The organism is Pseudomonas sp. Z3-8 (genome assembly GCF_051131975.1).
Classification (GTDB): Bacteria; Pseudomonadota; Gammaproteobacteria; order Pseudomonadales; family Pseudomonadaceae; genus Aquipseudomonas.
In genome coordinates, this window is the sequence record NZ_CP071643.1 from 1,681,334 (window position 1) to 1,694,050 (window position 12,717).

At 61.9% G+C, this 12,717-nt stretch carries 14 protein-coding genes; 3 read left to right on the plus strand and 11 right to left on the minus strand.

Annotated features, from left to right (window positions below; genetic code table 11):
- Positions 1-45: 45 nt before the first annotated feature.
- From J3P94_RS07920 to J3P94_RS07940, 5 genes are all read right to left on the minus strand, one after another.
- Complete coding sequence (locus tag J3P94_RS07920) at positions 46-1,035, minus strand: ABC transporter ATP-binding protein (RefSeq protein WP_434572492.1); 990 nt, start codon at positions 1,033-1,035, stop codon at positions 46-48.
- Positions 1,032-1,832: an ABC transporter permease gene (locus J3P94_RS07925; RefSeq protein WP_434572493.1), complete on the minus strand. Its 801-nt coding sequence runs from the start codon at positions 1,830-1,832 to the stop codon at positions 1,032-1,034. The genes J3P94_RS07920 and J3P94_RS07925 overlap by 4 nt, the downstream gene beginning before the upstream one ends.
- The gene (locus J3P94_RS07930) at positions 1,819-2,655 is read right to left on the minus strand and encodes an ABC transporter permease (RefSeq protein ID WP_434574130.1); all 837 of its coding nucleotides are present in this window, start codon (positions 2,653-2,655) and stop codon (positions 1,819-1,821) included. The genes J3P94_RS07925 and J3P94_RS07930 overlap by 14 nt, the downstream gene beginning before the upstream one ends.
- A gap of 5 nt (positions 2,656-2,660) precedes the next feature.
- A complete protein-coding gene (locus J3P94_RS07935) occupies positions 2,661-3,467 on the minus strand; it encodes an alkaline phosphatase family protein (RefSeq protein ID WP_434572495.1) in 807 nt (268 codons plus the stop codon).
- 213 nt (positions 3,468-3,680) lie between these two features.
- Complete coding sequence (locus J3P94_RS07940) at positions 3,681-4,748, minus strand: ABC transporter substrate-binding protein (RefSeq protein ID WP_434572496.1); 1,068 nt, start codon at positions 4,746-4,748, stop codon at positions 3,681-3,683.
- Positions 4,749-5,098: 350 nt separating this feature from the next.
- On the opposite strand from J3P94_RS07940, the gene J3P94_RS07945 reads away from it, so the two are divergent.
- Positions 5,099-5,824, plus strand: a complete 726-nt coding sequence (locus tag J3P94_RS07945) for a UTRA domain-containing protein (protein ID WP_434572497.1) — start codon at positions 5,099-5,101, stop codon at positions 5,822-5,824.
- 7 nt (positions 5,825-5,831) lie between these two features.
- Here J3P94_RS07945 and J3P94_RS07950 read toward each other — a convergent pair whose 3' ends face one another.
- The 6 genes from J3P94_RS07950 to minC all read right to left on the minus strand — a co-directional run bounded on the left by J3P94_RS07950 (position 5,832) and on the right by minC (position 10,429).
- Positions 5,832-6,014 carry a hypothetical protein gene (locus J3P94_RS07950; RefSeq protein WP_305499501.1) on the minus strand — a complete coding sequence of 61 codons (183 nt, stop codon included), beginning with the start codon at positions 6,012-6,014 and terminating at the stop codon, positions 5,832-5,834.
- A 205-nt stretch (positions 6,015-6,219) separates the two neighbouring features.
- On the minus strand, positions 6,220-7,509 hold the full coding sequence (locus tag J3P94_RS07955; RefSeq protein ID WP_434572499.1) for a M18 family aminopeptidase: 1,290 nt from the start codon (positions 7,507-7,509) through the stop codon (positions 6,220-6,222).
- 182 nt (positions 7,510-7,691) lie between these two features.
- Positions 7,692-8,327, minus strand: a complete 636-nt coding sequence (locus tag J3P94_RS07960; RefSeq protein WP_018612476.1) for an RluA family pseudouridine synthase — start codon at positions 8,325-8,327, stop codon at positions 7,692-7,694.
- A gap of 99 nt (positions 8,328-8,426) precedes the next feature.
- The gene (gene minE, locus J3P94_RS07965; RefSeq protein ID WP_039594520.1) at positions 8,427-8,681 is read right to left on the minus strand and encodes a cell division topological specificity factor MinE; all 255 of its coding nucleotides are present in this window, start codon (positions 8,679-8,681) and stop codon (positions 8,427-8,429) included.
- Entirely contained in the window at positions 8,681-9,493 is an 813-nt protein-coding gene (gene minD, locus J3P94_RS07970) for a septum site-determining protein MinD (protein ID WP_042728954.1), read from the minus strand. The genes minE and minD overlap by 1 nt, the downstream gene beginning before the upstream one ends.
- Before the next feature lie 201 nt (positions 9,494-9,694).
- Positions 9,695-10,429 (minus strand): septum site-determining protein MinC, encoded by a 735-nt coding sequence (gene minC, locus J3P94_RS07975; RefSeq protein ID WP_030142350.1) that lies wholly within the window; start codon positions 10,427-10,429, stop codon positions 9,695-9,697.
- Positions 10,430-10,547: 118 nt separating this feature from the next.
- Here minC and J3P94_RS07980 point away from each other — a divergent pair, with 118 nt between their 5' ends.
- Together J3P94_RS07980 and J3P94_RS07985 are read left to right on the plus strand one after the other, a co-directional pair.
- Positions 10,548-11,480 carry a lipid A biosynthesis lauroyl acyltransferase gene (locus J3P94_RS07980; protein ID WP_434572502.1) on the plus strand — a complete coding sequence of 311 codons (933 nt, stop codon included), beginning with the start codon at positions 10,548-10,550 and terminating at the stop codon, positions 11,478-11,480.
- A 35-nt stretch (positions 11,481-11,515) separates the two neighbouring features.
- The gene (locus J3P94_RS07985; protein ID WP_434572504.1) at positions 11,516-12,703 is read left to right on the plus strand and encodes a patatin-like phospholipase family protein; all 1,188 of its coding nucleotides are present in this window, start codon (positions 11,516-11,518) and stop codon (positions 12,701-12,703) included.
- The last annotated feature ends 14 nt before the right edge of the window (positions 12,704-12,717 follow it).

Sequence of the window (12,717 nt, forward strand, 5' to 3'; positions counted from 1 at the left end):
CAACGCGCTTCCCTTTTCAAGATATCTTCGAAATCAACCAGACCCTCAGGCTACCTCACACAGCGCCGATGGATCGATGGAAACTGCCAGCCGTGCACCATCGGGATGCAGGTCGGCAGCCGAGCGGTTGAGCACATCCACCACCAATTCCACGCCGCGGGCCTCGACCCGGTAGCGGATCACGTTGCCCAGCAGGCTGTGGCTGCGGATCAGCGCGTCGGGTTCGCCGTTGCGACTCAGCTCGATGGCTTCCGGGCGAATGGCGATGCGACCGTTCACCGGGCGTTGCAGCAGCTTGCTCGCGGCGTCGGCGTCGAGCAGGTTGTAGTTGCCGATGAAGCCGGCGGCAAAGACATCGACGGGCGCAGTGTAAAGGGTCTCGGCATCGCCGCTCTGTACGATCTTTCCCTGATTCATCAGGAAGATCCGGTCAGACATGGTCAGGGCTTCTTCCTGGTCGTGTGTGACAAAGATGGTGGTCAGGCCCAGTTCCCGCTGGATCTGACGGATCTGTTCGCGCAAGTGCTTGCGAATCCGCGCGTCCAGCGCCGACAGCGGCTCGTCCAGCAGCAACAGGCGCGGCCGGGTGACCAGGGAGCGGGCCAGGGCCACGCGCTGGCATTGGCCGCCGGACAGTTGATGCGGGTAGCGGGCGGCAAAGTCATGCAGCTCCACCAGTCGCAGAATCTCCAGCACACGCTGGTGACTGTCCGAAGCGTCGACCTTTTGCATGCGCAGGCCGAAGGCGACGTTCTGCTCCACGGTCATGTTGGGGAACAGCGCATAGCTCTGGAAGACCATGCCGATCCCGCGCTTCTGCGGACTCAGCGGCACGATGTCCTGGCCGTCCAGCAGGATCTGGCCCGCATCCACCGCTGTCAGGCCGGCAATGCAGCGCAGCAGCGTGGACTTGCCGCACCCGGAAGGGCCGAGCAGGGTGACGAATTCGCCCTTGTGGATTTCGCAGTTGATGTCGCTGAACACCGGCGTGCCGGCGTAGCCTTTCTGCAAATGTTGGACGCTGACGTAGCTCATTGGCTTTTGTCCTTGTTCAAGATGTTGGCCGCCCAGGTCAGGACCAGTACAAAGAAGAAGTAGGAAATCACCAGCGCACTGGTGAAATGGCCGCTGCTGTTGCGCATGTTGTTCAGGTACACCTGCAGGGTTTCATAGCGGGTGCCGACGAGAATGTTGGCAAACACGAACTCGCCGAACAGGAACGAGAAGGACAGCAGCAGCGCCACCATCAGGCCCTTGCGCAGGTTCGGCAGCACCACCAGCAACGCGGCCTGGAAAGTGCTGGCGCCGAGCAGTTGGGCGGCGTCCATCAGGTCGCGCAGGTTGATGGCTTGCAGGTTGTTGGTGATCGCCCGGTACATGAACGGCAAGGCGACGGTGAAGTAGCAGCCAATCAGGATCCACGGCGTGCCGACCATCGCCAGCGGCCCGGAGCCATAGAGCTGCAACAACCCCACCGAAGACACCACCGGCGGCACTGCGAAGGGCAGCAGGATGAGGATGTTCATCAGCGCGTCGAGTTTTGGGAAGTGATAATGCACCACGAACAGCAGCGGCAGGATCAGCACCACCGAGAGCACCAGCGCGCCCACGCAGACAATCAGCGATTGGCCGAAGGCGTGTAGAAAGCGCGGGTCGCTCCACAGCTGCAAGTACCACTTGAAGGTGAAGCCGCTGGGCAGCACGGTGGCCGACCAACTGCTGGCGATGGAATAGATGAGCGTGCCGGCCAGCGGCAGCAGCAGGATGGCGAACAGCAGGTACACCACCGCTCGATGATAGAACCCGGCCGGGCCCGATTCAGCGCGAGACATGGTAGCTCCTCTTGAGCAGCAACTGATGGATGACGGTCACCAGGGTCATCAACGCCACCAGCACCACGGCCAGGGCGCTGGCCATGTTCGGGTCGAGGGAAATGTCGCCGGAGACCATCGCCGCGATGCGGATCGGCAGGACGTTGAAATTGCCGGTGGTCAGCGCATAGACCGTCGCGTAGGCGCCGAGGGCGTTGGCCAGCAGGATCACGAACGTGCCGAGCAGCGCCGGGGTCAGCACCGGCAAGCCGATGTGCCGCCAGAACTGCCAGCCGCTGGCGCCCAACAGGGACGCCGACTCGCGCCAGTCTTCGCGCAGCGCGTCGAAGGCCGGGTAAAGCAGCAGCACGCCCAGGGGGATCTGGAAATAGGTGTAGAGAATGATCAGCCCGGTTTTCGAATACAGGTTGAAATCCTCGATGATCCCCGCCTGCTTGAGCATGATCGTGATGCTGCCGTTGAACCCCAGCAGGATGATGAACGCAAAGGCCAGGGGCACGCCGGCGAAGTTGCTGGTCATGTTGGCGAAGGCGTTGACGAAGTTGCGCAGCCGCGAATCGACGCGGCGCAGCGAGTAGCTGCCGAGCACGGCGATGATGATGCCGAACACGCTGGACCAGAAACTGATTTCCAGGCTGTGCTGGATCGCCTGTCGGTAGAATTTCGAGCTGAAGATCTTGCTGAAGTTGGCCAGGCCCCAGCCGAACTCTTCCGATTCCAGGCTGTTGACCAGCACCCAGAGCAGCGGGGCGACCTGGAACACAATGAAAAAAATGGCGAAGGGCACCAGGCACAACACTGCCAGCCATTTGCCGCGCGTCATGGCATTCACTTGAGCAACTCCTGGCAATAGGGTTTGTCGTGGGCGACGCCGAGCAGCTGGCAAATGGTGCCGCACAGTTCGGTTTGCCGAGGGGCCGCGTTGGCGTCAAGGCTGAAGCCATCGCCGAGGACAAACAGCGGCACTTCTCGTTCTTCCGGTAGCAGGCCGTTGTGGGAGCGGTCGTTGTTCATGCCATGATCGGAAGTCACCAGCACCTGATAACCGGCGTCGAGCCAGGCTTGCAGATATACCGCCAGGTTGATGTCCGCCGAGCGGGCGCTGTTGCGGTACTGCGGGGTGTCGAGGCCGTGCTTGTGACCGGCGTCGTCGATGTTCATCGGGTGCACCAGCAGGAAATTCGGCAGGTAGCGCTGGCGCAGGTGTTCGGCATCGGCGAACAGATGGGAATCGGGGTAGTGGTCATTCCAGTAGAAGTGTCCGTATTGAATCGGCAGGTCGGGGTTTTCGGTATGGCGATCACGACCGGCGACGAAGGGTGACACGTTGTACAGCTCGCTGACCCAGTGATAGGCCGCGGCCGCCGTACTCAGGCCGGCGTCGGTGGCGTAATGGAAAATGCTGCGCTGGTTCGACAGGCGCGAGACATTGTTGTGCACGATCCCGCTGTCGATGGGCACGACGCCGGTGAGGATGCATTCGTAGAGTGGGCGGGACAGGGCGGGCAGTTCACATTCCAGTGTGTAGAGCGCCGCGCGTCCTGCGCCGACATACGCCTGCAAATGTCCCATGGCATGCCGGGCGACTTCGTAGTTGAGGCCGTCGAGCACCACCAGGATGACGTTGTGCTTCATGGGGACCGGGACTCCGGGCAGGTGTCGCTGAGATATCGGGTTCACAGAAGTCCATTGTGGAAGCAGGCCCTGTGGGAGCGAGCTTGCTCGCGATGAAGACGACACGGTTCAACTGCGGGACCGTGTCATCGTTCATCGCGAGCAAGCTCGCTCCCACAAGGCTTGCTCTCACAGTTGGATTTCCAGGTGGATCTCCAAGCGGGAGCTAGCGCCTCACTTCATCTCGACGATGACTTCTTCATTCCACTGCTGTGGCAGTGCCTTGGAGGTCTTCTCCCACGCGTCGGCATCCTTGATCGGCGTCACGCCTTTGTACTGCTCGTTCGGCAGCAGCTTGGCCTGGACCTCTTCCGGCAGTTTCAGGTGCTCGGCGCGGATCGGCCGGGCGTTGCCCTTGGCCAGGTTGATCTGGCCGGCGTCGCTGAAGATGTATTCGCGGGTCAGCTTGGCGGCGTTCGGGTGCTTGGCGTATTTGTTGATGATGGTGGTGTAGCCGGAGATCACCGAGCCGTCGGACGGAATCAGCACGACGTAGTCATCCGGGCTGGCCATCTTGGCCTTGTAACTCAGGCCGTTGAAGTCCCAGACCACGCCGACTTCGACTTCACCTTTTTCCATCGTGGCGATGGTCGGGTTGGCCATGGACAGGCGGCCTTGCTTGGCGATATCGGCGAACAACAACAGGGCCGGTTTAATGTTCTTCTCGTCGCCACCGTTGGCCAGGGCCGCAGCCAGCACGCCGTTGGCGGCCTGGGCGGCGGTGCTCACGTCACCGATGGAAACTTTGTACTTGCCGGTCTTCAGGTCGGCCCATTTGGTCGGCACTTCGGAGCCGTGCAGCAGTTTCTTGTTGACGATGAACGCAATGGTGCCGGTGTAGGCCAGGGCCCAGTTGCCGTCCTTGTCCTTGGCCCAGTCCGGGATTTGTTCCCAGGTGCTTGGTTTGTAGGGCTGGACCACGCCTTGCTTGACCGCGATCGGGCCGAAGGCGGCACCGACGTCGCCGATGTCGGCGCTGGCGTTGTCCTTCTCGGCGGCGAACTTGGCGATTTCCTGGGCCGAGCTCATGTCGGTGTCGATGTGTTTCAAGCCATAGAGTCTGGCCAGGTCGTCCCAGGTGCCTTTCCAGTTTGCCCAGTCATCGGGCATGCCGACGCTGTTGACGGCGCCTTCCGCTTTCGCAGCGGCTTCCAATGTTTTCAGATCGGTATCAGCGGCCATGGCGGCGGTGCACATGGCAATGGTCGAGCCTAACAGTGATGCCAGGAAAAGCTGTTTCATCCGAAGCTCCTATGGGCGTTTTCAACGCTGCGATTGCGATGGTGTTGGTCTAGGTCAGCAATACCTGAGCCAATGTAGGCGCGTCCCATGACATTTTGATGTCGATGCAAGGTTCGCCAGCAATCGTCGGGCTCATGAAGCGTCGCTGCGTCATAAGCGTAGACCATGAGTAAGCAACTGATCTGCAAGGCCTTGGCCGTTAATTTGCAAGCCGATGTGTTGACCGTTCAGCGGTTGTGTCATCTATCAGTCATGCGCAGTGCCTAGGCTTGCAGGCATGAGCCGTGGATTGATGTGCGATCGAATCCTGCCCCGAAACAGTGCTGGTCTAGTCCAGATAGGTAACGTTGATGCGCGTTGAGACAACCAAAGCGGTGACAACCATCGGACAGGTCCTGCAGGAGCAGCTCGATCACGGCTTGCTGGCGCCTGGTAGCAAGTTGCCGGCCGAGCGCAAGCTCAGCGAACTGTTCGGCACCACCCGGATTACCGTGCGCGAGGCGCTGTTGCAGCTCGAAGCCCAGGGCCAGATCTACCGGGAAGAGCGCCGGGGCTGGTTCGTGTCGCCACCGCGGCTGGCCTACAACCTGATGCAGCGCAGTCATTTCCACGCGATGGTCAGTGCCCAGGGACGAGTGCCGTCGACCCAGGTGATCTCGGCCCGCCTGCAACCCGCGTCGGCGGCGGTCTGTGCCTGGCTGCAATTGCCGGCGCTGTCCAGCGTCATCCAGATCTGCCGCACCCGGCGCATCGACGAACGCCTGGTGCTGTACGTCGAGCACTACCTGAATCCCGCGTATTTCCCGGACATCCTCCAATTTGATCTCAACCAGTCGATGACCGAGCTGTACGCTCGCCACTACGACCTGCGCTACGGCCGGGTGAAATTCGAAATCGTGCCGACATCGCTACAGCCGGAAGCCGCCGCGGCGCTGAAAGTGTCGGTCGGCAGCCCCGGCCTGCGGATTGCCCGGGTCAATTACGACCAGCATCAGCGGCTGATCGATTGCGACCTGGAGTTCTGGCGCCACGATGCGATTCATGTCGGGGTGGACGTGCCGGAACAGTCGGCCTGAGGCGCGTTCAGGAAACGTCGTTGAGCTTGGCCAGGATCCTGAACAGCACCGTGACGAGAATCAGCAACATGCCGATCCACATGGCAAATACCCCGACGTTCTTGTCGCGGAAATTGAAGCCGATGGCGAGCAGGATCATGCCGGCGATGATGGGCACCAGCATGGCGTTGAACGAGGTCATGGAAATCATGGCGACAGCCTTGTCGGGGGGGATAAGGTCAGTCTAGTTGGGGTTTGGCGAGGAAGGCGGGTATGCACACACCGTGACGCATGCTCTTGTGGCGAGGGAGCTTGCTCCCGCTGGGTGGCGCAGCCGCCCCAAATCCGCGACTGAACGCAGATGTTGCCAATGCTGCGCATTGGAGCGGGAGCAAGCTCCCTCGCCACACAAAGGCTTACGGCAATTCGCGAGACGCGTAGAACGCGCTCAGCACTTTCACCAGGTGCGCCAGGTCGTGGCTGCCGCAGAGCTCGCGGATCGAATGCATTGCGAAAGTCGGCAGGCCGATGTCGACGGTGCGTACGCCCAGCTGGCTGGCGGTGATCGGGCCGATGGTCGAGCCGCAACCCATGTCGCTGCGCACCACGAAGCTCTGCACCGGCACTTCCTCGGCCATGCACAGATGGCGGAAGAACCCGGCGGTTTCGCTGTTGGTGGCGTAGCGCTGGTTGCTGTTGACCTTGATCACCGGGCCGGCATTGAGCTTGGGGCCGTGGTTGGCGTCGTGCTTGTCGGCATAGTTGGGGTGTACGCCGTGGGCATTGTCCGCTGAAACCAGCAGGGATTTCTGAATCGTGCGTACGAACTCTTCACCTTCGGGCAGCAGGCGGCGCAGGGTCTGTTCGAGCATCGGACCGTCGGCGCCACACGCCGAGGTGGAACCGACTTCTTCGTGGTCATTGCACACCAGCACGCAGGTTTCTTCGGTGTCGGCGGTCAGCAAGGCCTGCAGGCCGGCATAACACGACAGCAGGTTGTCCAGGCGCGCACCGGTGATGAAGTCACCGTGCAAACCGATGACCGCTGCGCTTTGGGTGTCATAGAAGCTCAACTCGTAGTCGAGCACCACGTCGGCGTTCAAGCCATGTTCCCGGGCCAGCTGGTCGGTGAGCACGGCACGGAAATCAACGCGTTCGTCACCGGCGAATTGGGCGAGGATCGGCGGCAGTTCGTTCTGCGGGTTGATCGCCCAGCCCTGGTTGGCTTCACGGTTGAGGTGGATAGCCAGGTTCGGGATCGTGGCAATCGGCGCCTTGAAATCGATCAACTGGCTCTCGACCTTACCGTCGCGGCGGAAGGTCACCCGCCCGGCCAGGGACAGGTCGCGGTCGAACCACGGCGCCAGCAGTGCGCCGCCGTAGACTTCCACGCCCAGTTGCCAGAACCCGTGGCGTTGCAGTTCCGGCTGCGGCTTGACCCGCAGGCATGGGCTGTCGGTGTGGGCGCCAACCAGGCGGATGCCGTCGTGCAGCGGTGAGTTGCGGCCCAGCTTGAAGGCAATGATCGAGGAATCGTTGCGCGTGACGTAATAACGACCATTGGCCTCGGTGGCCCAGGTTTCGCGCTCATCAAGACGCTGGTAACCCGCCGCTTCCAGGCGCTGGGCAAGGCTGGCGGTGGCATGGAACGGGGTGGGGGAGGCCTTGAGGAAGTCGATCAGGCCCTGGTTCAACTGTGCACGCATAAAGAACTCCAGACAGCAATGGGCGGGAGTTTACCGTATTGCTGATGGATGGGGAGCCATCCTGTTCGCTGCGTAACTTGTGGGAGCGAGCCTGCTCGCGATAGCGTCAGGTCAGTCGGCTTGGTTATCAACTGGCACACCGCTTCGCGAGCAGGCTCGTTCCCACAGGGGCATGCCGTGACTCAGAACGGTGCAGGGCACTCGAAGCGCAGGCGCTCGCCGCTTTGCGGGTGTGTGAAGCTGAGCATGCTCGCGTGCAGGCACAGCCGTGGCCAGGCGGCCAGGGCTTGCGGGTGGGCATAGAGCCCGTCGCCCAGCAGCGGATGGCCGATGGAGAGCATGTGCACGCGCAATTGATGCGAGCGTCCGGTGATCGGCGTCAATTCGACCCGACACCAGTCACCGCAACGCTCCAGTACACGCCAGAACGTCAAGGCATGCTTGCCCTGTTCGTGGTCGACCACATGGCGGGGCTTGGTCGGCGGGTCGTAGCGCAAGGGCAGGTCGATGCTGCCGCTGTCCAGCTCCGGTTGGCCCCAGCACAGTGCCGTGTAGGCTTTTTCGGTTTCTCGATCATGAAATTGCCGGGACAGTTCGCGATGGGTGTCCGGGTCACGGGCCAGCAGGATGATGCCGGACGTTTCCCAATCCAGCCGGTGCACGATTCGCGCTTCCGGATAACCGTTTTCCTGCAGGCGGGTGATCAGGCAATCTTTGTTGTCGTCCGCCCGGCCAGGCACGGAGAGCAGCAGGGTCGGCTTGTCGACCACCAGTACGGCGGCGTCCTGGTGGATGATGCGGATGTTGGACAGGGGCATTGAACAGTCTCGTAACAAACGCCAACGGCGGCTCGAACCCTTCTCCTTGTCCTGTGAGGGGGAGAAAGGCCCGAGCCGCCGTGGCACCTGCTGGGTCGATCAGCGATCCGGCAGGGTGATATTGAGTTCCAGGATCGAGCAGCTGCCCTGGCTTTCCAGCGCGACATGCACGTCATCGTTGCCGATATTGACGTACTTGCGGATCACTTCCACCAGTTCCTTCTGCAAGGCAGGCAGGTAATCCGGGGTACTGCGTTGGCCGCGTTCGTGCGCCACGATGATCTGTAGACGCTCTTTCGCGACCGAGGCGGTACTTGGCTTTTTGTTGGCACGAAAGAAGTCAAAAAGGTTCATTACCTACCTCCAAACAGGCGCTCGAAGAAACCTTTCTTCGTGACGTCGAGGAATCGATGCTCGACGGTTTTGCCCAGCAGACGATCGACCGCATCGCTGTACGCCTGGCCGGCGTCGCTCTGGTCGTCAAGGATGACCGGCACGCCGGAGTTCGAAGCCTTGAGTACCGCCTGGGATTCCGGGATCACGCCCAGCAGGGTCACCGCGAGGATTTCCTTGACGTCTTCGACGCCGAGCATTTCGCCGTCGCTGACGCGTTGCGGGTTGTAGCGGGTCAACAGCAGGTGCTCCTTGATCGGCTCCTCGCCGTTCTCGGCGCGCCGGGATTTGCTTGCCAACAGGCCGAGCATGCGATCGGAGTCGCGTACCGACGAGACTTCCGGGTTGGTCACGACGATCGCTTCGTCAGCGAAGTACATGGCCAGGTGGGCACCTTTCTCGATACCGGCCGGGGAGTCGCAGACCACGAATTCGAAGTCTTCCTTGAGTTGCATCAGGACTTTTTCCACGCCTTCCTGGGTCAGCGCGTCTTTGTCGCGGGTCTGGCTGGCGGCCAGTACGTAGAGGTTCTCAAGGCGCTTGTCCTTGATCAGGGCCTGCTGCAGGTTCGCTTCGCCATTGACCACGTTGACGAAGTCATAGACCACGCGACGCTCGCAACCCATGATCAGGTCGAGGTTACGCAGGCCGACGTCGAAGTCGACGATGACTGTTTTGTGGCCGCGCAAGGCGAGGCCGGTACCGATAGCGGCGCTGGTGGTGGTCTTACCCACACCACCCTTGCCGGATGTAACCACGAGAATCTTGGCCAAGGTGTTTCACCCCTAAGGAAAAAGGACTTTGTCAGCCCCTGAAAAACATCTCTGGAAAAACTGCTGCAACTGGACAGGCTTGGCTGGAATCGGATGCGGGCGGGGTCTACCTTGGGTAAACACTGCCTGATCCTTTTTCCTACGTCATTCAAGCCGTTTTCGCTAGGTTTTAGAGATGCTTGGAAAATGCGGCAGTATCCGTTAAAGCCGAATGATGTTCAACACGTCGCCCGACAGGCTTACCTGGACCCCGGCACCCCATAACGGGTCGCGCCGCAAGTCCTCGGAAACCTTGTATTGCCCGGCGATAGAGACCAGTTCAGCGCTCAACTGCTGACAGAAGATCCTTGCCTTGGTGTCGCCCTTGACACCGGCCAGCGCACGGCCGCGCATCGGGCCGTATACATGGATGTTGCCATCGGCGAGAAGTTCCGCACCCGGGCTGACCGAGGACACCACGACCAGGTCGCCGCCCTGGGCGTAGATCTGCTGTCCGCCGCGCACCGGCGAGGTGATCACACGGGTCGGCTTGATGGTCGGCTCCGGCGGTTTTTCCGGTTTTTTCGGTTCCGCCGGGCTCAGCTCCAGTACGCGTTCACGGGCGCCGGAGGGTGGCAGTACCGGAATGTCCACGGCGATGGCGGCGGCGATGTCTTCGATGCGGCTGGCGCGGATCGCCAGGGTGCGTAGCCCATGCTGGCGGCAAACGCGCATCAGCCCCGGCAAGTCGACCGAGCCCTCACCGGCCGGCAGCTTGTCCAGCGCCAGTACCAGCGGGGCATTGCTGAAAAAATTCGGCGCCTGGGCGACTTTCGCCGCGAGTTGCCGGTCAAGGCCTTCCAGGTCGTTACGGGCCAGCTCCAGCACCGTAATGGCGAGCATGCTGCCCTTCAGCTGGAACACGGGATCTTGGTCTAGCGGTTCGGTTTGGCTCATGGTCGGCGTACAACGGCTTGTCACTAAAAGTGCCGAGACTTATAACGAGATCGTCCGCGAGCCGCAAGCCGGGTCGAACGATGTAGAATGCGCGGCCCAGGTATTAATGGAAGCTGTAATGGATCGCCCGCGTTTTCGAGCTGCTTTTTTTCATCCGCGTTTCTGGCTGCTGTGGTGCGGCCTGGGGCTGTTGTGGCTGATCATCCAGTTGCCTTATCCGCTGCTGTTGCGGATCGGTCGCGCCTTGGGGGCGCTGATGTATCGGGCGGCCGGCGACCGACGGCGCATCGCCAGTCGTAACCTGGAACTGTGTTTTCCCGAAAAATCCGCCGCCGAGCGCAAGCGTCTGCTCAAGGAAAACTTCGCCTCCACCGGCATCGCCTTCTTCGAAATGGCCATGAGCTGGTGGTGGTCGCGTTCGCGGCTGGCGAAGCTGGCCCATGTCGAAGGCCTGGAGCATCTCAAGCAGGCCCAGCGCGACGGCAAGGGCGTGATCCTGATGGCGCTGCATTTCACCACGCTGGAAATCGGCGCGGCGCTGCTCGGCCAGCAGCACACCATCGACGGCATGTATCGCGAGCACAAGAACCCGTTGTTCGACTATATCCAGCGCCGGGGCCGCGAACGGCATAACCTCGATTCCCTGGCGGTAGAACGTGATGACGTGCGCGGCATGCTCAAATTGCTGCGCGCCGGCCGGGCAATCTGGTACGCACCGGATCAGGACTACGGCGCCAAGCAAAGCGTGTTCGTGCCGCTGTTCGGCATCCAGGCGGCCACGGTCACCGCGACCAGCAAATTCGCGCGCCTGGGCAAGGCACTGGTCGTGCCGTTCGTTCAGGAACGCCTGGCCGATGGCAGCGGCTATCGTCTGGTGATCCAGGCGCCGCTGGAGGATTTTCCCGGCGAGACCGAAGAGGCTGATTGCCTGCGCATCAACCAATGGGTCGAGCGCTCGGTAAGCCAGTGTCCCGAGCAATACCTCTGGGCCCACCGGCGATTCAAGACCCGGCCGCCCGGCGAGCCGAAGCTGTACGATAAACGCGGTTGATCATATAGCCCTATGACTGGACACGGAGTATCGCGATGACCCCAGCTGAACCGGTAACAGGTTTGATTCTTTCCGGCGGTGGGGCTCGAGCGGCGTATCAGGTCGGTGTATTGGCGGCGATTGCCGAGTTGCTGCCGGAGGGCGGTCGCAACCCGTTTCCGGTGATTGTCGGCACCTCTGCCGGTGCGATCAATGCGGTCAGCCTGGCGAGCGGAGCGATGGACTTCAAGACCGCCATCGAACGCCTGACGGCCTTCTGGCAAGCCGTGCGCAGCCACCAGGTGATGCGCAGCGACTGGCGCGGGGTCATGGGCCAGGCGACGAGGTTCATTGGCCATAGCCTGCTCGGCCTGGGAGCCAAGCTGCCGGTGGCGCTGATCGACAGTTCGCCGCTGCGCGAACTGCTCCAGGCGCAATTCCATGGCGCGGGTATCGAGCAGGCGATTGCCGAGCACCAGTTGCGCGCGGTGGCGGTTACTGCCTTTGGCTACGAATCCGGCCAGGCGGTGACCTTCTATCAGGGCCGCGGCACCATCGACGCCTGGCTGCGTCATCGGCGTATCGGTGTGCCCACGCAGCTGTCGGTGGAACACCTGCTCGCCAGCTCGGCGATCCCTTTGCTGTTCGCGCCGGTCAAGATCGGCCCGCAATATTTCGGCGACGGCGCGGTGCGCCAATCGGCACCCATCAGCCCGGCCCTTCACCTGGGGGCCAACCGCGTGCTGGTCATCGGCGTCAGCGGCAACCCGCGCGGCGTGTCGGCCCAGGATCCACTGGAACGCAGCTACACCGGCCTGCAGCCGACCCTGGCGCAGATCGGCGGCCATATGCTCAACAGCACGTTCATCGACAGCCTGGAAAGTGACATCGAGCTGCTTGAGCGCCTGAACCGATTCAGCCACATGCTGCCAGACGATGTGCCGGCCCACGCCCTCGGCGCGGCACCGGTGGAAGTGCTGGTGATTTCCCCGAGCCAGCCGATCGACGAAATTGCCGCGCGCCATCGCCAGGAGCTGCCCCGAGCGTTGCGGGTATTCCTGCGTGGGCCGGGTGCGACCAAGACGAGCGGTGCCAGTGTGTTGAGTTATCTGTTGTTCGAGAAAGGCTATTGCAGCGAACTGATCGAGCTGGGGCGACAGGATGCCCTGGCGCAACGCGAGGCCTTGATACGATTCCTGAGGTTGGCCCAGCCCGAGGTTGCGCTCGGCCTCGCGGCGAATTGACCGGCGACCCCGAC

Coding starts and splice junctions, on each gene's coding strand:
- minC (WP_030142350.1), bottom strand. CDS start 10,429: ATGAGCCAAACCGAACCGCTAGACCAAGATCCCGTGTTCCAGCTGAAG.
- J3P94_RS07985 (WP_434572504.1), top strand. CDS start 11,516: ATGACCCCAGCTGAACCGGTAACAGGTTTGATTCTTTCCGGCGGTGGG.
- J3P94_RS07920 (WP_434572492.1), bottom strand. CDS start 1,035: ATGAGCTACGTCAGCGTCCAACATTTGCAGAAAGGCTACGCCGGCACG.
- J3P94_RS07980 (WP_434572502.1), top strand. CDS start 10,548: ATGGATCGCCCGCGTTTTCGAGCTGCTTTTTTTCATCCGCGTTTCTGG.
- J3P94_RS07935 (WP_434572495.1), bottom strand. CDS start 3,467: ATGAAGCACAACGTCATCCTGGTGGTGCTCGACGGCCTCAACTACGAA.
- J3P94_RS07930 (WP_434574130.1), bottom strand. CDS start 2,655: ATGACGCGCGGCAAATGGCTGGCAGTGTTGTGCCTGGTGCCCTTCGCC.
- J3P94_RS07960 (WP_018612476.1), bottom strand. CDS start 8,327: ATGCCCCTGTCCAACATCCGCATCATCCACCAGGACGCCGCCGTACTG.
- J3P94_RS07940 (WP_434572496.1), bottom strand. CDS start 4,748: ATGAAACAGCTTTTCCTGGCATCACTGTTAGGCTCGACCATTGCCATG.
- J3P94_RS07945 (WP_434572497.1), top strand. CDS start 5,099: ATGCGCGTTGAGACAACCAAAGCGGTGACAACCATCGGACAGGTCCTG.
- J3P94_RS07955 (WP_434572499.1), bottom strand. CDS start 7,509: ATGCGTGCACAGTTGAACCAGGGCCTGATCGACTTCCTCAAGGCCTCC.
- minE (WP_039594520.1), bottom strand. CDS start 8,681: ATGAACCTTTTTGACTTCTTTCGTGCCAACAAAAAGCCAAGTACCGCC.
- J3P94_RS07950 (WP_305499501.1), bottom strand. CDS start 6,014: ATGATTTCCATGACCTCGTTCAACGCCATGCTGGTGCCCATCATCGCC.
- J3P94_RS07925 (WP_434572493.1), bottom strand. CDS start 1,832: ATGTCTCGCGCTGAATCGGGCCCGGCCGGGTTCTATCATCGAGCGGTG.